The 22,954-nt window shown below is 40.6% G+C and carries 15 protein-coding genes; all 15 read left to right on the top strand.

What is annotated here, in order from left to right; translation table 11 throughout:
- Position 1 precedes the first annotated feature (1 nt).
- The 15 genes from LH29_RS07595 to LH29_RS07665 all read left to right on the top strand — a co-directional run bounded on the left by LH29_RS07595 (position 2) and on the right by LH29_RS07665 (position 22,902).
- Positions 2 to 988, top strand: a complete 987-nt coding sequence (locus LH29_RS07595; protein WP_045027372.1) for a hypothetical protein — start codon at positions 2 to 4, stop codon at positions 986 to 988.
- Positions 989 to 1,044: 56 nt separating this feature from the next.
- Positions 1,045 to 2,646: a glycoside hydrolase family 43 protein gene (locus tag LH29_RS07600; RefSeq protein ID WP_045027374.1), complete on the top strand. Its 1,602-nt coding sequence runs from the start codon at positions 1,045 to 1,047 to the stop codon at positions 2,644 to 2,646.
- A 116-nt stretch (positions 2,647 to 2,762) separates the two neighbouring features.
- Positions 2,763 to 4,409 (top strand): glycoside hydrolase family 43 protein, encoded by a 1,647-nt coding sequence (locus LH29_RS07605; RefSeq protein WP_045027377.1) that lies wholly within the window; start codon positions 2,763 to 2,765, stop codon positions 4,407 to 4,409.
- A 32-nt stretch (positions 4,410 to 4,441) separates the two neighbouring features.
- Positions 4,442 to 5,110 carry a TonB-dependent receptor plug domain-containing protein gene (locus LH29_RS07610; RefSeq protein ID WP_045027379.1) on the top strand — a complete coding sequence of 223 codons (669 nt, stop codon included), beginning with the start codon at positions 4,442 to 4,444 and terminating at the stop codon, positions 5,108 to 5,110.
- Positions 5,111 to 5,341: 231 nt separating this feature from the next.
- Entirely contained in the window at positions 5,342 to 6,421 is a 1,080-nt protein-coding gene (locus tag LH29_RS07615; RefSeq protein ID WP_045027382.1) for a family 43 glycosylhydrolase, read from the top strand.
- Positions 6,422 to 6,430: 9 nt separating this feature from the next.
- On the top strand, positions 6,431 to 8,491 hold the full coding sequence (locus LH29_RS07620; protein WP_045027385.1) for a glutaminase family protein: 2,061 nt from the start codon (positions 6,431 to 6,433) through the stop codon (positions 8,489 to 8,491).
- Between the two features lie 7 nt (positions 8,492 to 8,498).
- Positions 8,499 to 10,646 carry a hypothetical protein gene (locus LH29_RS07625; protein WP_052670670.1) on the top strand — a complete coding sequence of 716 codons (2,148 nt, stop codon included), beginning with the start codon at positions 8,499 to 8,501 and terminating at the stop codon, positions 10,644 to 10,646.
- Between the two features lies 1 nt (position 10,647).
- Positions 10,648 to 11,772 (top strand): glycoside hydrolase family 43 protein, encoded by a 1,125-nt coding sequence (locus LH29_RS07630; protein ID WP_045027387.1) that lies wholly within the window; start codon positions 10,648 to 10,650, stop codon positions 11,770 to 11,772.
- Between the two features lie 108 nt (positions 11,773 to 11,880).
- On the top strand, positions 11,881 to 13,809 hold the full coding sequence (locus LH29_RS24250) for a glycoside hydrolase family 97 protein (RefSeq protein WP_082063470.1): 1,929 nt from the start codon (positions 11,881 to 11,883) through the stop codon (positions 13,807 to 13,809).
- Between the two features lie 291 nt (positions 13,810 to 14,100).
- The gene (locus LH29_RS07640) at positions 14,101 to 15,432 is read left to right on the top strand and encodes a family 43 glycosylhydrolase (RefSeq protein WP_082063472.1); all 1,332 of its coding nucleotides are present in this window, start codon (positions 14,101 to 14,103) and stop codon (positions 15,430 to 15,432) included.
- Between the two features lie 6 nt (positions 15,433 to 15,438).
- Entirely contained in the window at positions 15,439 to 16,827 is a 1,389-nt protein-coding gene (locus LH29_RS07645) for a sulfatase (protein ID WP_052670671.1), read from the top strand.
- 18 nt (positions 16,828 to 16,845) lie between these two features.
- On the top strand, positions 16,846 to 18,375 hold the full coding sequence (locus LH29_RS07650) for a sulfatase (RefSeq protein ID WP_045027393.1): 1,530 nt from the start codon (positions 16,846 to 16,848) through the stop codon (positions 18,373 to 18,375).
- 33 nt (positions 18,376 to 18,408) lie between these two features.
- On the top strand, positions 18,409 to 19,845 hold the full coding sequence (locus LH29_RS07655) for a sulfatase family protein (protein ID WP_045027395.1): 1,437 nt from the start codon (positions 18,409 to 18,411) through the stop codon (positions 19,843 to 19,845).
- Between the two features lie 345 nt (positions 19,846 to 20,190).
- Positions 20,191 to 21,669 carry a DJ-1/PfpI family protein gene (locus LH29_RS23715; RefSeq protein WP_157493610.1) on the top strand — a complete coding sequence of 493 codons (1,479 nt, stop codon included), beginning with the start codon at positions 20,191 to 20,193 and terminating at the stop codon, positions 21,667 to 21,669.
- A gap of 126 nt (positions 21,670 to 21,795) precedes the next feature.
- The gene (locus tag LH29_RS07665; protein WP_052670673.1) at positions 21,796 to 22,902 is read left to right on the top strand and encodes a hypothetical protein; all 1,107 of its coding nucleotides are present in this window, start codon (positions 21,796 to 21,798) and stop codon (positions 22,900 to 22,902) included.
- The last annotated feature ends 52 nt before the right edge of the window (positions 22,903 to 22,954 follow it).

Here is a 22,954-nt window from a genome sequence, read left to right on the forward strand (position 1 = left end):
TATGACGCGAAATATAAGCTTGTTTATTGCACATTTTTTACTAATAGTTTCTGCCAGAGCCGGGGCACAAACAGTGCAAGAACTCCAAAAATATTATTCAGGGACAACCCATTGGAATGCTCAAAATGCAACACTAACTTTCGAATCTTCAGGCAAGCTTGAATTCGACAGGCAAGACACCTGTTTTAATTATTTTTGGAATGTACCCAACGAAGTAAAAAAGATTGTTATTAACGAGAATACAACTGTAACAGCAGGATTTCATACCTACAACGATTGTATTATTGAAGGTGAAAATCGAAAAACCTCAGTTATTTATGGTACACCCGAGCAAAGCTGGGCCAACAACCGCAAAATTGTTGCCTGGAAATACAGCCACATCTTAAACCATGGTGGTGTGCTTCGAATAAATAACCTATCGATGATAAATCCCTATTCGTTTTTTGTAAGGAGTTTCAACCAGTTGGCACATATCAGAAACTGCGATTTTATCGATTATCGAGGCGGACATCATAACCACAGTGATGGTTTTGCAGGTGGCGATGGCTCGACTGTTGATAATTGTTACTTCGCAACCGGCGACGATGCTATAAAGCTTTATGCCGACATGACAGTTACCAACACTACTATTGAAATGATAACAAACTGTGTTCCCATACAGCTGGGCTGGGGCAATTATTCTGATGGCGCTGTTGGAACATTTAAAAACCTCACAATTATTGGCGAAGCGGGAAGAAATAATTCCGATATGGCTGTAATTTCGGGTAGAAAAGGTAAATACGAAGTAACCGTTAATATCGATGGTTGCGAGATAAAAAATCCAAACGCAGTGCTGGTAAGTTTATGGGATGAAACCATGACCTTAAACGGAGAAATAAAAAATGCCCGCATCAATGTGCGTGCTTACTCCGATCGACGCACCGCTGGAACCGACAACCTTGTTGTTTGTGGAGCCCGGGAAAAGAAATCGAAATATAACTGTAAATAAAATCATTAATTGAATAACATAATCGCCGAAAGTCAAAATTTTGAAACTTAAAAGATATGAAAAAACTAATATTTATAATTGTACTGTTCGTAATTGGAAACACACTAATTGCCCAACCCGAAACCTACAAAAATCCTATCCTTCCGGGATACCATCCCGATCCGTCAATATGTCGTGTTGGTGAGGATTATTACCTGGTAAATTCAAGCTTCGAATGGTACCCTGGATTACCGGTTTACCATAGCAAAGATTTAGTAAATTGGGAACTAATTGGATATGGAATGCATCGGCCAGAACAAGTTGAATTACCCGTTGGACTGGGAGACTCTCGTGGCGTTTATGCTCCTACCATTCGTTATCACGAAGGTGTTTTCTATATTATAAACACCTGTGTGCAATGTAAGGGGAACTTTTACATTACTGCTACCAATCCTGCCGGACCATGGTCTGATCCGGTTTGGCTGGGCTCGCGAGGCATCGATCCCGATTTGTTTTGGGACGATGATGGAACGTGTTACTACACCGGGCATGCTAATATTACCGGAGTAAACGACTGGCCGGATAAAAACGGTGCCTGGATGCAAGAGTTGGATTTGGAACAGGAAAAGCTGGTAGGGCCACAAAAACAACTCACCCATGGTCATGCAAAAAATGCACGCTGGACCGAAGGCCCGCACATGTATAAAATTGGTGGAAAATATATGTTAATGGTTGCTGAAGGTGGCACCGGCTTTCACCATGCAACTACCGTTCACCACTCCGATAGTGTTTGGGGTCCATATATTCCGAACCATTCCAATCCGGTTCTAACGCATCGTCATTTGGGACAGAATTACCCAATTCATTCGGTTGGACATACCGATTTGGTGCAAACACAGAATGGCGATTGGTGGGCAGTAATGTTGGGTAAACGATCAGTTGATGGAAGTACGCTTCTGGCCCGAGAATCTTTTTTAGCGCCTGTTGAATTTCAAGAGCAGGAAGGCGTGTTAACACCGGTGTTTAATCCCGGAGTTGGCAAATTGCTGGAAGAACAGAAACGCCCCGATTTGCCTTGGACCCCGGTTGAAAAGCCAGCTGAAACTGACAATTTCGAAAAAAATGAATTGGAGTTGTATTGGAATTTCCTGCGTACACCTTACAAAAAATGGTACGAATTAAAAGATAACAAGCTAAACATACAACTCCGTCCTGAAGTGGCCGACAGTATGGTGAATCCGTCGTTAATTGCCCGGAGAATTGAAGACCATGTTTGGGAAGCTTCAACTTTAATTGCATTCAAATCAAAAAAAGCAAACGAACAGGCCGGTATAATAATTTATCGCAACAGCCAAAATCATTTTCAATTAGTAAAAGAAAAGGGCGAAGTAGTTCTGGTAAAAACAAAAAAGGGAGTTAAAACAGAAGTTGCACGAACAAATTGTACAGAAAACGAGGTTGTTCTAAAAATTAAAGCCAATAAAACCAGGGTTGAATTTAGTTTCGGAAAATCAGAAACAGAATTGAAGAATATCGGTGGAGAAGAAGAACTTACATTAATCTCCGACGAGGTAGCTGGTGGTTTTAATGGCCCGTATGTTGGAATGTATGCCACATCGAATGGTGAAGAAAGCAACGCAATTGCTTCATTTGATTGGTTTAAATATGAAGGGAAATAAAATCTTTTCAGTGTGCAACGAAAATGAATTTTAAGATATGAAAATTCACAAACAAGCATGTGTAAAATATTTCGTGAGTTACATCGACTACAAATGGAATAGACAATTTTAATGAGATGAAACCATTTTTAATTGTTGTTTTTGGTGTTTTGTCGCTGTGCAGTTTGGCACAGTTCGAAACATATACCAACCCAATCATTCCGGGTTTTTACCCCGATCCATCGGTTTGCAGGGTTGGCGATGATTATTACCTTGTAAACTCATCGTTCGAGTGGTGGCCCGGAATTCCGGTTTGGCACAGTCGCGACCTGGTTAACTGGAACCACATCGGTCACGCAATTCATCGAAAAGGACAAATCTGTACGAATCCAAATATTTGGGCTCCAACTATTCGATATCATCAGGGGAAGTTTTATGTTATTTGTACCGAGCGCCCGGGGTCAGTGTTTTTTGTAACAGCAGATAATCCTGCCGGGCCATGGTCTGATGCGGTATATTTCGATATCGACAAGGAAAAAGTTTCAGCAATTGATCCCTCGCTGTTTTGGGACGAGGATGGCACTTGCTGGCTGGCTTCAAACGACCGTAATAAATCGGGGACGATTAAACATTGGGTTTGGATTCAGAAAGTTGATTTGAAGCCGGTAAATAGAGGAGGAAGATTGGAGGCATCGTTCGTTGGCGAACGAAACTACATTTGCGATGGTTCGGGTGTTGGTCCAGATAATTATGCTGAAGGTCCACATCTTTTTAAAGTTGATGGCTTTTATTATTTGATGATTGCCGAAGGGGGAACTTGGGATAACCATGCTGTATCCTTTCTTCGTACCGATGACCTTGAAAAATCTGCCGAAGATTGGGAATATTGCCCATTTAACCCGGTTTTAACCCATCGCGATAAACAATCTCCTATAAGTGCAACCGGACATGCCGATATGGTTGAAACACAAAACGGTGACTGGTGGTTGGTACATTTGGGCGTAAGAAAACAAGATGGAAAACATAAACTGGGACGCGAAACCTTTTTGGTGCCACTTCAATGGAAAACTGATTCATTGGGAAGGAAATGGCCGTTAGCTAATCCTGACAAAGGCAATAAAACACTAATGGAAGACCAGTGGCCAAATCTTAGTTGGAGTCCGGAAAAACAACGAGCCAATATTGATGAATTTCAGAACGGAACGTTGGGGCTTCAATACAATTTTTACAACGAACCTGAAAATCTGGATTGGTACAAAATTGTAGATGGACAACTTCATATAAAACTGCTACCTGCAAAGGCAACCGACAAAGGACATTGCGCTTTTATTGCACGTAGGCAGCAACATCATAATTTCAATGTTGAAACAGAAATTTTTTTTCATCCAAAAAATGAAACTGAAGTAGCCGGTTTGATGACCGGTATAAAAAACACAAATCATATTCGTGTCGAAATTTCTAAACCGGGAAACGAAACAATGGCAACACTTTATTATGTTTCTCCACATGGAGAAAAAAATGTGGCACGAGTGAATGTGCCAACAGGCAATCATTATTTCTTACGACTCGAAGCTCGTGGTTGGAATTTTCAGTTTTATATAGGAACAAAGAAAAATAAATGGGTAAAACTTGGGGGCCTGCAAGATGCCCGAATTATGAGTTCCGAAATTGCCAAAGGATTTACCGGCAGTTATGTGGGAATGTATGCCTCTTCTAACGGAAACACATCGGATAACTGGTGCCGGTTTGAATATTTTATGTACGAACCATATCATAACAATTAAAGAAGATTTTACTGTAACTTCTAAAATAAATTATGCGAAGAATATTACTTGTATTGTTTTTATTTTTTATACTGTTTTCATCATACGGTCAGGGAAAAATAATACGTGGACAAATAACTGCCCACGAGGAAATTCCTTTAATTGGTGCCGAAATTTTTGTGGAAAGTTCAGGTAATCAATTTAGATCCGACTCAATGGGGAATTTCAGAATTAGTTGTCAGCAAAAGGATAAAATTAAGGTATCTGCCAAAGGTTTTCATTCCGAAGAAATAAAAATTAAGAAGAAGAACAAATATGTGCTTGTAAACCTGAAATTGAAGTCGGGAGAGGAAAATAAGAATTTGGCAATGGGATACATAAATATTGATAATAAGGATAAATTGTACGCCATAAAAGCTATCGATGATGATGAGATCGATTACTCAATGTATCGAAATATTCATGAAATACTAACCGGCAATTTCCCCGGATTACAGATACAAAATGGAAAAATTGTTATTCGAAATACGGCCTCGTTTACAGGCGATAATGCAGCTTTAATAATAATTGACGGTAGAGAATCGACTATGAGCTCCTTGGAAAACATAGCCACTTCCGATATTAAAAACATCAGCGTAATGAAAGATGCCTCCGCGGCGATGTATGGTTCGCGCGGTGCAAATGGTGTTGTAATTGTAAACACAAAACGAGGAGAGAAGTAGTGGCAGCAAGCAGTTCGCAAATATGAGTCGTAGTAGTCTGATTAAGGACTTTGGAGTGGGAACTGAAAGTTACAATATGGAAAAGACAAAAAAAGAACTTTTAAAGAGTTCATTATAAATAATCCCGGAGATTTATCATGGGGACAACAAATGGAGTGAATTAAAAGGTGCATTCACGTCCGTTAATAAGAAAGATAAAATGGCATGCACCATAATCAACAATAAATTAGTATGAAGCAAATTCTAATATTCTTAATTCTGGTTATTCCAACATTCCTAAACGCTCAGGAATACACTCAATCCATTTCAACGATCAGGGAAGCTATTGAGGCTCATGAAAAGGCCGTTCATATTTTTCACGATTGGCAGCGCGATCCGTTTATTACGCTTGCTCCCGATGGCAATTACTACTTAACCATGACCCAACATGGCGAAACCATTGACGAGCGGAAGTGCATAAACTGGGGAGCTCCTTTGTACAAAAGTAACGATTTAGCCGATTGGAAATTCGCCGGATATTACTACGATATTTCAAAAGATGCTGGCAATTACAACGACTATCTCAAACGTTGGGAGGAACGTAAAAGTCAAAAAGGACTAACTGACCCCTTAAAACTATGGGCACCAGAAATTCATTTTATAAACGGGAAATGGCACGTTTTGCATACCTCTAATTCGGGATTGGGAAATTTTGCCACAACACAAGGCGAAGAACTAGAAGGGCCTTATTCGGGCTGGAACGAAAAATTTGCACAACAACACGACCCAACGCTTTTTCAGGATGACGATGGCAGTGTTTGGCTGGTTTCGAGGTGTACCCAAATTCAAAAGCTGAATAAAGAGTTAACTGCCTTTGAAGGAGAGCCGATTAATATTGGACCATCGAACCGTAAGATGGGACACGAGGGGGCTTATATCATTAAATTTGAAAACAAATACATTTTGTTTGGAACAGCGTGGAGTACCGATACCATGCGCCATGGAACTTACAATTTGTATTACTGTACCTCTGATAAATTGGAAGGACCATACAATGAACGAAAATTTGCAGGCCGTTTTTTAGGGCACGGTACTCCGTTTAAAGATAAGGAAGGCCGCTGGTGGTGCACGGCTTTTTATAATGCAAATATGCCAACACTCGAACCTGGAGATGCTCAAAATAAAAATTTAAGCGACACGGCATACACCATAAATAAACAAGGTTTAACTTTGGTTCCACTCGATATTAAAAAGGTAAATGGCGATATAGTGGTTACTGCAAAAGATGAAGCCTATCGTTATCCTGGGAAAGAAGAAGTTCAACAATTTTAGGTCGGGAGAATGAAAAATATCAAATTGAATTTAATCGTTCAAATCTTTCTGTTTCTCGGTATAAATGTGTTTGGGCAAACCCAGTATTTTCGGGCACCGTCCTATCCGTTGGTTACACATGATCCGTATTTTAGTATTTGGATAAATGATGAAGTGCCAACCCGAACGGAAACGACACATTGGACACAAAAACCTATGCCCATTCGCAGTACAATTAAAATTGATGGAAAAGCTTATCGTTTGATGGGTAAATCTCCGGCTTTTATTCCCGAAGCGAAATCAACAGGAGCAAAATTAAGCCCAACGCAAACCACATTTTTGTTTCAGCAGGACGGTACAGAAATTAAACTGAATTTTCTTTCTCCGATACTCATTGACGATTTGGATATGGTTTCCCGGCCCTTAACATATGTGTCCTGGCAGCTAAGCTCGCTGGATGGTAAATCTCACGCAGTTGAAATTTATTTTGAGATTTCGGCGCTGGCAGCGGTTAATACAAGAGGACAAAAAGTAAAATGGGAGAAATACCGTGAAGGTGAACTTCAAATTCTAAAAGTTGGAAATGTAGATCAACCGGTTCTGGAAAAAAGCGGCGACGATATTCGGATTGATTGGGGATATTTATATGCGGCAGCTAGCCAAAGTACGATTAGCCAGTTTTTTGCAGGAAGAAGCGAAGATGCATTGCCTGCATTTGTTGAATCGGGGAAATTGCCCGCCATTAATAACAACGATCAGGAGACAAGAGTAGTGGAGGGGCAAAAAGTATTGGCCTATGTCATTCCGGTAGAAGTTTCAGCAGCAAAAAAGGTTGAAAGACACCTTATGCTGGCTTACGATGATGTTTACTCAGTAGAGTATTTTGGAGAACGTTTGGAAGGCTATTGGAAAAAGAAATTTGATGGCATAAACGATTTGCTTCAAACAGCAGAGAAGGAGTATCCGGCCATAAAAAAACGGTGCGATACCTACGATGCCGATCTGATGCAAAAAGCCGAAAAGCTAGGCGGAAAAGAATATGCTGCCATCTGTGCACTGGCTTACCGGCAGAGCATGGCTGCGCATAAAGTGGTAAAAGACGCAAACGGAGAATCGCTGTGTTTCTCGAAAGAGAATTTCAGTAACGGTTCGATGGGTACCGTTGATGTGTTTTACCCGGCAGCGCCTATCTTTTTATACCTGAATCCGGAATTGATAAAAGCTCAGACAACTCCCATTTTTGAATATGCCGAATCAGGTCGGTGGCCGTGGCCTTATGCCCCGCACGATATTGGCAAATATCCGTTGGGTAACGGACAAAAATACGGTGGAGGAGAAGAAAGTGAAGACCGCCAAATGCCGGTTGAAGAATGTGGTAATATGCTGATTTTAACTGCGGCAATTGCCAAAACGGAAGGAAATGCTGCATATGCAAAGAAATATTGGGGCACTGTAACTAAGTGGGCTGAATACCTCAGAGAAAAAGGATTTGATCCGGATAACCAGCTTTGTACCGATGATTTTGCCGGACATCTGGCGCATAATGCCAATCTTTCGGTAAAAGCGATAATGGGATTGGCTTCGTATGCCATGCTTTGCGAAATGCAGGGAATGAATAGTGATGCGGATCAGTACAAGAACCAGGCACGGGAAATGGTTGCCAAATGGATAAAAGCTGCCGATGACGGCGATCACTATCGTTTGGCTTTTGATGCCGAAGGCAGCTGGTCGCAAAAATACAATATGGTTTGGGACGATATTCTCGGGTTTAATATTTTTCCTGAAGAGGTTGAAAACAAGGAAATAGCATATTATCTGAAAGTACAAAATCGTTACGGCCTACCATTGGATAACCGTGATAGTTATACGAAACTCGATTGGATTTTGTGGACCGCCTCGCTGGCTAATTCACAGGAAGAATTCAAACAACTTATGACACCGGTCTATCGTTTCCTGAATGAAACGCCGGAACGGGTTCCAATGACCGACTGGTACTATACAAAAACTGGCGAATGGAGAGGATTTATTGCTCGTTCGGTAGTTGGCGGTGTGTATATGGAATTACTAAAAGAGAAACTTAAAACCAAATGATTATTTCATGAAACCAACTGTAAACCGACAACTTTTAACCGCCATTTATTGTCTCGTACTCGTTCCGTTTTTTTTGTCGTGCTCAGGCGAAATTAAGATTGAGGCCGACAAGGGGCCCAGAATTGATTTTGCTGTGACTGAATTAACAACAGCAATCAATGAACTTGACCAGGCAAATGATTTAAAAAAAATTACGCTGCAAATCAATTCAAACAATGAATTAGAAAAGCAAGGGTATACGATTAAGCGAAAAGGCAATGCTGAGATTGTGGTAAGCGGTGCTGACGCAGCGGGTGCCATGTACGGAGGACTTGAACTGGCCGAACAGATAAAACTGTATGGAATTGAGGGTGTGAAAGAGGTGAAGCAAAATCCTTATATGCAGCTACGTGGTGTTAAATTCAATATCCCACTTGATGTTCGAACACCAAGTTACACCGATCCATGTGATGCCGCTCAAAAGAACATTCCTGAAATGTGGAATTTTGACTTCTGGAAGGAATTTATTGATAACATAGCCCGGTATCGCTACAATTATATTTCGTTGTGGAGTCTTCATCCTTTCCCGTCGATGGTGAAAGTTCCGGGTTACGAAGATGTGGCACTCGACGATGTTCAGCGCTCAACAGTGCAATGGACAGAACGTTATAGTCTGAATGGCGTTGGTTTTGATGCACCGGAGATTCTGGCAAACCCTGAGATCGTAAAAACGATGACCATTGAAGAGAAAATCGAATTCTGGAAAAGAGTAATGGCCTATGGGAAAAGCCGGAATGTTGATTTTTACGTAGTTACCTGGAACATTTTTGTGAATGGTACGGATGGGAAATACGGTATTACAGATGATATAAATAATGAAACTACACGCGATTATTTCAGAAAAAGTGTCAAGCAGATGTTTGTTACTTATCCCGATTTGGCCGGAATAGGATTAACTACAGGTGAGAATATGCCTGGTGCCGGTTTTGAAGAAAAGGAAGACTGGGCTTTTGATACTTACGCGCAGGGAGTTCTGGATGCTGCAGCAGAAATGCCCGATCGTAAATTCAAATTCATCCACCGGCAACACCAAACGGGTGCCCAGGATATTGCTCGGAAATTTAAACCGGTAATCGATCATAAAAACATTGAATTTCTATTTAGTTTTAAATATGCCAAAGCGCATGTAATGAGTGCAACTGAGCAGCCGTATCACAAAGATTTTGTAGTGGATATTGGTGATATGAAAACCATCTGGACGCTCCGAAATGACGACAATTACTATTTCCGCTGGGGGGCGCCGGATTTTGTGAGGGAGTTCATCAAAAATATTCCTTACGATGTGTCGCGTGGATTTTACTACGGTTCCGATCAATGGATTTGGGGACGTGAGTTTACCATGAAAGAACCGGAAACGCCGCGTCAGATTGAAGTGGCAAAACACTGGTACCACTGGATGATGTGGGGCCGGCTCGGTTTCGATCCAGAACTTTCGGATGAACGATTTACGGCGATTTTGCAAAACCGGTTTCCTGAAATAGATGCGGCTAAATTGTTTGCCGCCTGGCAGGAGGCTTCGATGATTTATCCTGTTACGACCGGATTTCACTGGGGGCCGCTCGATTTTCAGTGGTACGTCGAGGCTTGCCGAAGTACGCCGGGATATGCCAAAAATGAAACAGGCTTTCACGATGTTAACCGGTTTATTAGTCTTCCTCCGCATGAAAATTCAGGATTCCAGTCGATCCCCGATTTTGTTCAAATGAGGCTGAAAGGAGGGACTACCGAACTATTAACGCCAATTCAGGTTGCAGCTTTGCTGCATACTCATGCAGACAAAGCGCTCGAAATCACCAACAATTTTGTTCCGATTAACAGCAAGGAACTGCAAGCGACCGTCCAAGACATCAACACAATGGCCTGGCTGGGGAAATATTATGCTCATAAGATTGTTGGCTCTACCCAATTGGCACTTTACCGCAAAACGGGCGGAAAATCGTATCAGGTAGCCGCTATTGAAGCGTTGGAGCACGCACTGGATGCCTGGAAAGAATATACAGAAAAAGCACTTCAGCAAAACATAAACCCGATTTGGACCAACAGAGTTGGATATGTTGATTGGGAAAAGATTTCAGAATGGGTAAAACACGATATTGAAATAGCAAAAAAAGGATAAAATGAAGTTGATTAGTAAAATTATTATGGTATTGGTTGTGGTTGTTCTTACCGCCTGTGGACCAATGAATAAACAAACTTTTGAGTACCAAAACCCAATTTCAAATGGAATTGATGAACACGGCCTGCGCGACTGCCAGGTGATACGTGATGGCAACTGGTGGTACCTTACCGGAACATCCTATCCACACTGGAGCCGCCAGGAAACCGATGGTAACCTAAACAAAGGCGTGGTGTTGTACAAGTCGCAAGACCTGTCAAACTGGCAATTTGTAGATTATATTGTGAAACGCCCGGGGATAGATAAGTGGTACTACAATCGTTTTTGGGCACCAGAAATACAGAAAATTGGCGGTAAATACTATGCCTTGTTTAACTGTAGAAACGATAGTTTAGGTTACATCGGGCAGCACACCGGATACGCCGTTTCCGATTACATTGAAGGGCCATATACTGTTGTAACAGAAAAGCAGCCACTTTGTAATGGTAATGATCTCACTTTTTTTGAAGATGATGACAACAAAGTTTGGGCATTCTGGAACCGGGGGCGTGAATTTGGAATCGGTTTTGCACAAATTGATTTGGAAACAGGAACTTTCTTGACAGAACCACAATCTGCCATTCAACCGGCAAAGGTAGATTACGAATACAACGACAAAGGAGAATTAGTAAACGAACCTGGTTACGATGGCCGTCCAATACCCAAAGTTGCAAAATATTACGACTGGGATGCAATTGGTATTGAGGGGGCTTATGTAATTAAGAATAACGAAACTTATTACCTGTTCTATTCAAGCTGGACTCGCGGTTACGAAATTGGCTATGCCACTGCTCCGCAAATTAACGGCCCCTGGACAAAACACCCCGATAATCCGTTTTATGGAGCAATGAGTAGGCAGGCATGTGAAAAGAATGGCTTTGAATGGGAGGGAGATCCTGAAAATCCATTTAACCAGGTTGGGCATAACGAAATATTTAAAGGACCTGACGGTCGTTATTGGCTCTCGTGTCATGGAATTGGTGAAGACGGAATTCCTCAGTTGGTAATTGATCCGATAGAATTTGATTTAGATGGGAATATATACGCTAACGGACCAACTTATACTCCACAAACAGTTCTGTGGTAACTATATGGAAGATGCACTTTGTGCCGGGAAGCTCGACGAAATAATTAGTTGCGCAGGAAGGGGTATTTTCCATTGAGTGGATTAAATAAAACTAAAAAAAATAGTATCATGTTAAAGTTAATTAGTATCGTTATTTCAGTATTCATTGCTGGCTTATTGGCTAATGCAAAAGAAGTTTCTGTAAAATCTCCTGATGGAAAATCAGAGTTTATTTTAAATGTTGGAGATAATTTAACCTATGCTGTTAATTTCAATGGGGAAGGTATAATCCAGAACGGGAGACTGGGTTTAAAAATGGTTAGCGCACCGGCATTTTGCAGTTCACTGGAAGTAGTAAATTCAGATATCAAAGAAGTAGATGAAACCTGGCAACCAATGCAAAAACAACATGAATACATCCATAATCATTACAATGAATTAGCAGTTGATTTTAAGGAAGAAAAGTATCCTGGACGAGCATTTAAAATTATTGCCAGGGCATATAACAACGGAATTGCCTTTCGTTACATTGTTCCATTGGGAGCTGACCGCCAGAAGTGTAACCTCGAAAAGGAACTAACTACATTTAATTTTACATCGGATGTAACCTGCTGGGTTGCGGATTATAAAAGCTTCGCGTCGCACCAGGAGGAACCATTTAACAAGAATATGCTGAGTGAATTAACTCCAGATGGCCTCTATGGTTTACCGATGACTTTAAAAGTTGCTGAAGATTGTTATGCGGCAATTACTGAAGCTCACTTGGATAAATGGTCGGGCATGTATCTGAAGACAACAAAAAATGAAACAGAGCTTAGAACGGAACTTTCGAATATTAAAAACGATGGAACTGAAGATAAATTTGTATGCAAGCTGGAGTTACCACATCAGTCGCCCTGGAGAGTAATCATGTTGGGCAAAACACCTGGTGATTTGGTTGAGTCAGAAATTGTCATGAATTTGAATCCTCCATGTAAGCTTGAAGATACCTCATGGATTAAACCAGGTCTGTGTGCCTGGGACAGCTGGTGGAGCCGCGGGGTGGTGATGGAAAACGAAGAGATTAAAAAATATATCGATCTGGCATCAGAAAATGAATTTCCTTATATGCTTATCGATTGGCAATGGTACGGTATGTATAATAAACCGGAAGCTGATGTTACAACTGTTGCCGACCAACTGGATATGCCGATGATTATTGACTATGCCAAACAAAAAAATGTAAAGTTATGGTTGTGGTTATATTGGACTGATGTGACTCGTAACATGGAAAAAGCTTTTCAATTATATGAAAGCTGGGGAATTGCCGGTGTAAAAATTGACTTTATGGCGTTAGATGGCGCTGAAATGGTGGAATGGTACCATAATACAGTAAAACTAGCAGCAAAACACCATTTGATGGTGAATTTTCATGGTGCTTATAAACCTACCGGTTTTAGACGAACTTATCCTAATTTGATGACACGCGAAGGTGTATTAGGGAATGAGTACAATAAGTGGTCGTATATGGTAACACCTGAACATAATGTAACATTGCCGTTTACAAGAATGCTGGCAGGGCCTATGGATTACACTCCGGGAGGTTTTAGAAACTCATTAAAAGGAGAGTTTAAACCTCAGATAAACACCAGGGTTATGGGAACACGCTGTCACGAGCTGGCTAAATTTGTGGTGTTCGATAGCCCGATAACAACCGTTTGCGATCACCCGGAGAACTACTCAGATCAACAATGTGTAGACTTTTTGCAACAAGTTAAAACAGTTTGGGATGATACCCGGGTATTAAAGGGAAAAATAGGTGAATATATTGTTATGGCCCGTAAAAGCAGAGATCAATGGTTTATTGCCGGAATGACAAACAGCGATGGACGAACTTTCGATATCGATCTCGGTTTTCTTCCTGATGGTATAAACAATCTTAGAATATATCGTGACTGTGAAGCCACAAAAAAAGATGCAACAAAGTTAGAATTTGAAGAAATGAAAATTGAATCAAAAGATCATCTTTCAATTACCTGTGCACCTGGTGGTGGCTTTGTGGGGATTATTTCAAAATAGTTGGTGACTAACGATCCGATAAAACCTTACATATAATTCTTTAAACTCCGCAGGCGATATTTACGTACCGGATAGAAGTGCTTCTAGAAAGAATTTGGTCAATATCTGGATTAAAAATTAACTACCTTTCCCTTTCTGTAGACGGAAACAGGTATTTCCTTGTGAACGATCACTTGTGTGACAATTATAAAATTGAAGTGAATTATTGAGAAACGCTCAAATCTTTCAAACGAGAGTACATTGATGCAAAAAGTTACAGTGTAATTAGCGAAATTTATAAGCAAAACGAGAATGAAAAGAATGTATCAAAAATTTACCTATAGTTTTATACTTATATTTTTTACACAGCAATTACATGCTCAGACTCCAATAAATCCGCCATTCTCCTGGCCCGATTTGAATATTATTCAGGTGGGCGAAAGGGCTTATGCTTTTGGCGGCACCGATGTAGAACCCTATAATTTCGACATACAAACCTTTATTATGCCTTATTGGCGTTGCTTTTCGTCAACCGATTTGGTACACTGGGAGTTTGAAAGTATGCTCGACCCCAAAGATTTATACATGGGCGAGAGTGACAAATGTTTTGCCGGTCACGGTATTGAAAGAAACGGAAAGTGGTATTGGTATTTCAGTAATTTTAATAAAAACACGGGCGTTGCTATTGCCGATTCGCCCCGGGGGCCATGGAAAGATGCTTTGGGAAAACCCCTGCTGCCTGAAGAACTTACCGATGCGCACGAATATGATAATTGTGTGTTTATTGACGACGATGGACAAGCCTACATGTCATTTGGTAATCATAAAAACAAAAAAATAAATTACTACATTGTTGCGCTTAACGATGATATGGTTTCGTTAAAAGAAGAACCGCGTAAGCTTGAGGTTATCGGCGATTATTCAAAAGGAGTAATTCCTGTTGATGCCTCTTTTATTCATAAACACGGCGATTATTACTACCTTTCGTGGAGAAGCCCTTACGCCATTTCAAAAAATATTTATGGCCCCTACACTTACATTGGCGAAGCCAGTGCAAAAGGTCATCTGGGCTATTTCGACTTTAACAACCAGAATTTTGTAAATTATACTGCTTTGAAAGAAGATATGCGCAGGCGTTATCGCTTTTGTTCCCTAGCCTATGTGCATTATAAAAAAGACGGTACAATTGCTCCGATGGAAGATATTATTGCCGAAAACGGGGTAGGACAATTTGATGCCAACTGGCCGGCAATTCAGGCCGAATGGTTTATGGGAATGCCCGATGGCCCCGAAAAGTATGAGTTTAAAGAAAACCAGTTTGTTATTCGTAACCTTAAAAATGGCGATTACCTGAATTTTACAAACGTAAGAAACATGCCCTACAGTGCTCAGATTGAATTTACCTACGCTTGCGATAATAACAATGGAGGCGATATTATTGTAAAAGCCTTTAACCCAAATGGGCCTGAAATTGGCAGGGCAACCTTCGGAACAACCGGTTCGTGGGAAACATACAAAACAGTTATTGTTCCCTTAAATCACACCCCCGAGGGCGAATATTCTGTATCGTTTGTGTTTGAAGGTAGTTCTGAAAAGGAACTTATTCGTATTGATTCATTTCGTGTTTTACCTTTAAATAAGTAGGTTCCCATGAAGAATATTTTAGGAATTATAGGTTTTATTGCCCTGCAGTTGTTTTGCATTGTTTCTCCTGGGCAGGAAGCTCAACCAACGAAGACTAACTTTCTGTTTATTATCGTTGATGATTTGAGGCCACAATTGGGATGTTACGGGAATGCTGAAACGTTGAGTCCCAATATCGACAGGCTGGCCGAAGAAGGATTGTTGTTCCACAACGCCTATTGTAATGTTCCGGTTTGTGGGGCATCACGTGCCAGTTTATTAACAGGCACAAGGCCAACTGCAAGCCGTTTTACCAATGCCGCTACCTGGGCCGAGAAAGATGTTCCGGATTTAGTTGATATTCCGGGCTATTTAAAACAAAACGGATACAAAACCATAAGTAACGGAAAAATATATCATCATCAGTTTGATAATGCAGCTTCGTGGGACGACAATTACAAGCCCAAAGATTTCAGAGATTATAAAACGCCTGAAAATATTGAGCTGATGAAGACAAAAGGGATGGCCGCTGCCTGGGAAATTGCCCAGGTTCCTGATGATTCGCTTCAGGGGGGAAAAATTGCCAATAAGGTTATTGCCGACCTGCGAAACCTGAAAAAAAGCGGGGACCCCTTTTTTTTAACAGCCGGTTTTACAAAACCCCACTTGCCGTTTATTGCTCCCGAAAAATATTGGGACATGTACGACCACAACAAAATTGAATTGGCAAAAAATCCTTTTGCTCCCGAAAAATGCCCGAAAGAAGCACTTCACAATTGGGGAGAGTTACGAAAACAGTACACCGGTATACCACAAACCGGGCCAGTGTCAGACGAAGTGGCACGTAATCTTATTCATGGCTATAATGCATGCGTAAGTTTTTCCGATGCCATGATTGGTCGGATATTAGACGAACTGGTGCAACTGGAATTCGATAAAAATACAGTGGTTATTTTGTGTGGCGACCATGGCTGGCAACTGGGCGAGCACGGTTTATGGTGTAAGCACAGTAATTTTAATACCTCATTACAAGTACCCTTAATCATTCGGGCTCCGGGTTTTGCTAAAAATGCAAAGGTTGAGGCTTTGGTTGAATTTGTTGATTTGTTCCCGAGTATTTGCGAACTGGCAGGTATTGAAATACCCAAACATCTGCAGGGGAAAAGTATGAAACCATTGCTCGGAAATCCTGATACAGAATGGAAAGAAGCTGTATTTTCACGCTTTAAAAATGGCGAATCGGTAAAAACCAAAGACTACCTTTATACCGAATACCGGGTTAAGGGAGAACGAATTTCGCAAATGCTTTACAACCATAATACAGACAAGGACGAGAATAAAAACATTGCAGATGAAAATGAATCTGTAACCGAAAAACTTCACTTCTTAATGAAATCGGAAGGCATTTTAAAGTAAACAAAACATAAAGCTGAAATGAAGAAACAAGTTTGTTGGATACTTATATTTGGCGTGGCAGGATTACTGTTTTCTTGTTCGTTGCAAAAAACAGAGAAACAAAAAACAAACAAGCCCAACATTGTTTTTATTCTGGCCGACGATATGGGCTGGGCTGATTTGCCGGTTTACGGAAACCGCTTTAACGAAGCACCACGTTTAGCCAAACTGGCCGAAGAGGGAACTCGATTTACCAATGCTTATGCTGCTTGTCCGGTTTGTTCGCCAACGCGTGCCAGTATACAATCGGGGCAGTACCCGGCAAGAGTTGGGGTAATCGATTTTATTCCGGGGCACTGGAGGCCTTTTGAGGAAGTTGTTGTACCCAAAAACCGAACGCAGCACTTGCCAACAGACATAACTTCTTTGGGCGAAGCTATGAAAACTGCCGGTTATAAAACAGGGTATTTCGGAAAATGGCACCTGGGATTCTGGGACGAGCATCACCCCTCGAAACGTGGTTATGATAGCGCTTACGAATACAAGGGCGGCGGCTTTTTTAATTCGAGGTTTAGCCCTCATTACGAAGTGAATAACCCGAAACAACCGCTTTCTGATGTTCTTACAGATATGAGCGTTAATTTTTTGGAAGAAAATAAGGATACTTCATTTTTTCTTTTCCTTTCGCATTACGATGTGCATGTGCAGTTAGACGCCGATTCGGCTTTAATCGACAAGTACCTGAAAAAAGAGAAAGTTGATAATTATCCTTGTAATGCCATTTATGCGGCTATGGTTGAAAGTGTTGATAAAAGTGTTGGCCGGGTACTCGATAAGTTGGATGAACTGGGCTTGGCCGAGAATACAATTGTTCTCTTTTTCTCCGATAATGGAGGGTTAAAGAGCCGTTTCGATGAGATTCCACTAATTGATGATTCCAAACAACATATTTACGAAAACGATTCGTTGTTATACATTGCGTCATCGAATACTCCGTTACGGGCCGAAAAAGGTACGGTTTACGAAGGAGGTATTCGCGAACCTTTTATTGTACGCTGGCCCGGTAAAATAGAGTCAGGTTTGGTTTCTGATGCATTAATCAGCAGCGTTGATTTTTACCCCACCTTTATGGCACTGGCAGGAGCCAACATGCCCGAAACACAGGTGTTCGACGGAAAGAACATTCTTCCTGAACTGATGGGAAATAACAGAGAACCTGAACGGGCGTTGTTTTGGCACTACCCGGTGTACCATCACGATGTGCCCAAAAGTGTTATTCGAAAAGGCGATTGGAAACTGATAGAAAATTTGGTTGACGGTTCTTTTGAATTGTATAACCTGAAAGAAGATATTTCAGAAACAAATAATTTGGCCGAAGTAAATATTGTCAGGCTAATGGAATTGAAAACAGAACTGAAAGCCTGGCAGAAAGACACCGGCGCCGCGTTGCCTGTAAAAAATCACGACTTTGATGAAACAAAAAGAAAACTTTGGAAGCAGCATCCTGATACAAAGACACTTTTTAAGAAGCCCGAGCCGAAAACAGCCAATGATATTATTCCCCAATAGGTTTAAAAGTAAAATTCAGAATTAACGTTAATCATGCAAAAAATAGTAGCAACATTTATTCTTGCGTTTTGTGCAATCAATTTCATTTTTGCACAGCAGCGTCCCAATATTATTGTAATTTTTACCGACGACCTGGGGTATGCCGATATCGGTGCAAACGGGATGGTTCCCGACATAAAAACTCCGAATATTGATAAACTGGCAGAAAATGGGGTACGCATGACATCTGGTTATGTTACTGCGCCACAATGTGCTCCATCGCGGGCAGGTTTGCTAACCGGCCGCTACCAGCAGCGTTTTGGTTCCGATGATAATGGTGTTCAACCGGTCCCGTTGGATGAAACACTAATTGCCGAACACATGTCAAATGCCGGTTATGTTACCGGAATGACCGGAAAATGGCATTTACAGCCTTTGTATGTGCAAACCAATTGGGTTCGCGAAAATGTACCCGGTATTCCGGATAAGGAGCGTTACTCGCCTAAGGATGTTCCCCTGGATTTAACGATGAAATATTATCCCCATGTGCGAGGTTTTCAGGAGTATTATTATGGTACAATGTATAATATTTGGGCAAACTACGACTTGTGCGGGAATTCGATTGAACCACAATGGATAAATGCCGATGGTTATCGCTTGGATAATCAAACCAATGCAGCAACAACTTTTATCGACCGTAATCACGAAAATCCATTTTTCTTTTATCTAGGCTATTATGCCCCGCATGTTCCTTTGGAAGCAACCGAAAAGTATTTAAGCCGTTTTCCCGGCAAAATGCCCGAACGTAGGCGGTATTGTTTGGCTATGATGTCGGCAGTTGACGACGGAGTAGGGAAGATTATTAATAAACTCAAAGAACATGGGGTTTATGAAAACACGCTTATATTTTTTATGAGCGATAACGGAGCACCCTTAAAAATATATAAAGAAGATATTCCTCTAACACACAAAGGTGGTGCCTGGGACGGCTCGTTAAATAAACCTTTTGTTGGCGAAAAAGGAATGATTTCTGAAGGTGGTATCCGCGTACCTTACATTGTTTCGTGGCCGGCAGTATTGCCCAAAGGGGAAGTATATGATAAACCGGTAATTTCTCTGGACATGGCTGCAACTGCCATTGAACTGGCAGGCAAAAAGAGACCAGGGGAGTTGGATGGTGTAAACCTGATACCATTCCTTACAGGCGAAAAGCTTGAAGAACCTCATGATAAATTATATTGGAGGTTTTGGGACCAAAGTGCCATTAGAATGGGGCGGTGGAAATTTCTAAAAGCCGGTAGTCGAGAGTTTCTGTTCGATTTGAGATCTGAAAAGCAAGAACATGAAAATTTAATATTAAAGCATCCGGAGAGAGCCGAGCAAATGAAAAAGGAATTGGTAAAATGGGGAAACGAGTTAAAAAATCCGGGAATTCCGGATGGTGACATAAAAAGGGAAAAGAATTGGTACGATTACTATTTTGCAGAATAAATTTTTCGATATCAATCCAACATGGAATGTATTTGTATCAATACCTTTTTAAGGGAAAATAAATACCGTTGTGGAAACTAGATAGAGGTTTACACGGTAAAATTTCATATTCCCTACATCCTCTTCGAAAAGTTGAAATGCCCGAAAGAATAGATCATTTTGTACCATATGGTTGGGTAACACTTCGTGTCGCATAGTTTAATGCTGTTTAAGTAGCAGAAAAAGAGAAGGTTGAAATGTGTATATGAGCCTCGTTCTCTATTTGTACGATAAGGATAATCTTTTGTACAATCGGCAAACATAGTTTTTGAAACAGTTCCTAACTTGGTTTCAAAAACAAAAGTAATGCAAGTAAACCATTTACTAATAGCTTTACTATTATTTCTTGCTATAGCATTCCATGCCAGGGCACAGAACCCAAAATTGTTAATGGTTGTTCCACCCGATAAATTTCATGATACTGAATTTTCTGACCCGATGCAGGCACTCGATTCTGCTGGGATAAATGTTACCATTTCAAGTCTTGTTACGGGTAATATCGGAGGAGTTAATGGCGATACAATACAGGCAAGCTTATTGCTTTCAGATGTTGAAGTCGATGAGTTCGATGGTATCTGCATTATGGGAGGAAAGGGAACCGGACAATACATTTGGGGTAATGAATTGGTAAATCATTTACTTCATGAATTTAAGTCGCAAAATAAATTAGTTACAGGTATTTGTGCCGGATCAGTTTCGCTGGCTAAGGCAGGTATTCTGGAAAAGAAGAATGCTACCACATACCCGGTAAAAGGTTTTATCCGGCAATTGAAAGAAAACGGTGCAATATATTCGACTGACTCAGTAGTCGTTGATGGAAATATTATTACATCAAATGGCCCAACTGGTGCGCGATCATTTGGGCGGGTTCTTGTACATAAACTTAATTCGGCAAAAAATGTGGGGTATTTGTTTGCTCATATGATGAAGGACGATTACGGTCACCTGTATTATTCCATTTCTGAAGACGGCTTAAAATGGACTTTGCTAAATAATGGCAAACGGATTAATGAGGAGTATCGTGGACATCCAGATATTTGTAAAGGGCATGATGGAAGATATTATCAAATAGGAGTGGAAGAGGAAACAGGCCGTCCGATACTTTGGATTTCAGAAGATTTAGTGGGGTGGAATGAAGAAAAGGACCTGCCGCGCGAAGTGTTTGAAAAAAATCTCGGCCACAAGGCCAATGCCTCATGGTATGGAGCACCAAAAATGTTCTTTGATGCGGCCACCGGAAAATATATCATTACCTGGCACTGCCCGAAAGATGGGGTAGCACGCGAAGATGCTTCCAATTACTGGTGCAGTATGCGCACTTTTTTTGTTACCACCAACGATTTTAAAACATTTACTCCGGCCAGCCGGCTTTTCGATTTTGAGATGGGAACCATTGATGTCATCATTCGGAAAGAGGGCGAATTGTATTATGCCATAATCAAAGATGAATGTGAAGCCACCGATTTATGGCCAACCGGAAAAAGCATCCGGGTATGCGTTTCGAAAAATCTGGAAGGACCTTATTCCTATCCCGGAGGAAAAATATCGCCCAGTTATCGTGAAGCGCCTACAGTAATTCCCCAAAAGCAGGGGGGATGGCTAATGTATTTCGAACAGTATCCCGGGGTGCAATATGAAGCTGCTCAGGCTCCTTCATTAATGGGGCCGTGGTACGATGTATATACCATGAAAATTAAAATTCCAGAGGAATGTCGGCACGGTTGTATGATTTCTTTAACTGAAACTCAGTATCAATCTATTTTGAAACACTACGGCACACAATAGTAGAAATGAGATGATAACACCGTTTTAATCAAATACTTTCTTTGAGAAGAAAATATTATCAACTTAAAAGAATACTGTATACAAAAAAATTAAATTTGAAGTTATAATCAATTAAAACTATTAATCATGAAATCCGTCACTTTATTTATTATCCTGGTAGTTATTTATTTTTCTTCTAATTCGTGCAAAATTAACAAGAATAATCCAAAAGAATTAGAATCGGGGAAAAACACAAAAGTGGAGATTCAAGGAGAGAAGTTTCTGATAAACGGAAAACCAACATTTGAAGGCCGGATTTGGAACGGGGTTTCCGTTGAAGGATTACTTCCAAATTCACGTATGGTTCAGGGGATTTTTGATGACCTTAATCCTGAAACGGTTACACGATGGAATTATCCTGATGGGAAATGGAGTGCTAAACGAAACAATGATGAATTTGTTGCTGCCATGAGCGATTGGCATAATTATGGTTTGCTGGCATTTACCATAAATATGCAGGGTGGAAGCCCAATGGGGTATGGTAATAAAAATTGGTATAATTCTGCGTATTACGAAGATGGGAAATTACGCAAAGACTATATGCAGCGGTTAGATAATATTCTTAAAAAAGCCGATCAATTAGGAATGGTTCCAATATTAGGGCTGTTTTATTTTGGTCAGGATCAAAACCTTAAAGATGAGGCTGCCGTTATCGCAGCAACAGATAACGCTATCGAGTGGTTATCGGAAAAAGGATATAAAAATGTAATAATAGAAGTAGGCAATGAAAGTAATAATAGAGCCTACGATCACAGCATTCTAAAGCAAGACAGAATTCATGAACTAATTTTGAGGATAAAAGACAAAGCTCCATATCTGTTTGTATCAACAAGTTTTAATGGTAATACACTTCCCACCGAAAAAGTTGTTGAGGTAGCCGATTTTATACTTGTCCACGGAAACGGAATTGAAAATTCGGAACGTATAACCGAAATGGTCAAACAAATTAGAGCTATGGATTCTTATAGTCCCAAACCAATTGTTTTTAATGAAGATGATCATTTTGATTTTGAAAAGGATCAGAATAATTATATTAATGCAACCCTGAATTATGCATCGTGGGGATTTTTTGATTATAGAATGGAAGGTGAAGATTTTGACGAAGGTTTTCAAAGTATCCCCGTAAACTGGGAAATAAGTTCAGACCGTAAATTAGCATTTTTCAAGAAAACACGCCAAATATTTATCAAGTAAACCCTTGCGTTTCAAATTGTAAATTTTAATCAAAAGTATCTATTGAAGTTAC

Origin of the sequence: Draconibacterium sediminis (genome assembly GCF_000949475.1) — a bacterium.
In the GTDB taxonomy this organism is placed as follows: domain Bacteria; phylum Bacteroidota; class Bacteroidia; order Bacteroidales; family Prolixibacteraceae; genus Draconibacterium; species Draconibacterium sediminis.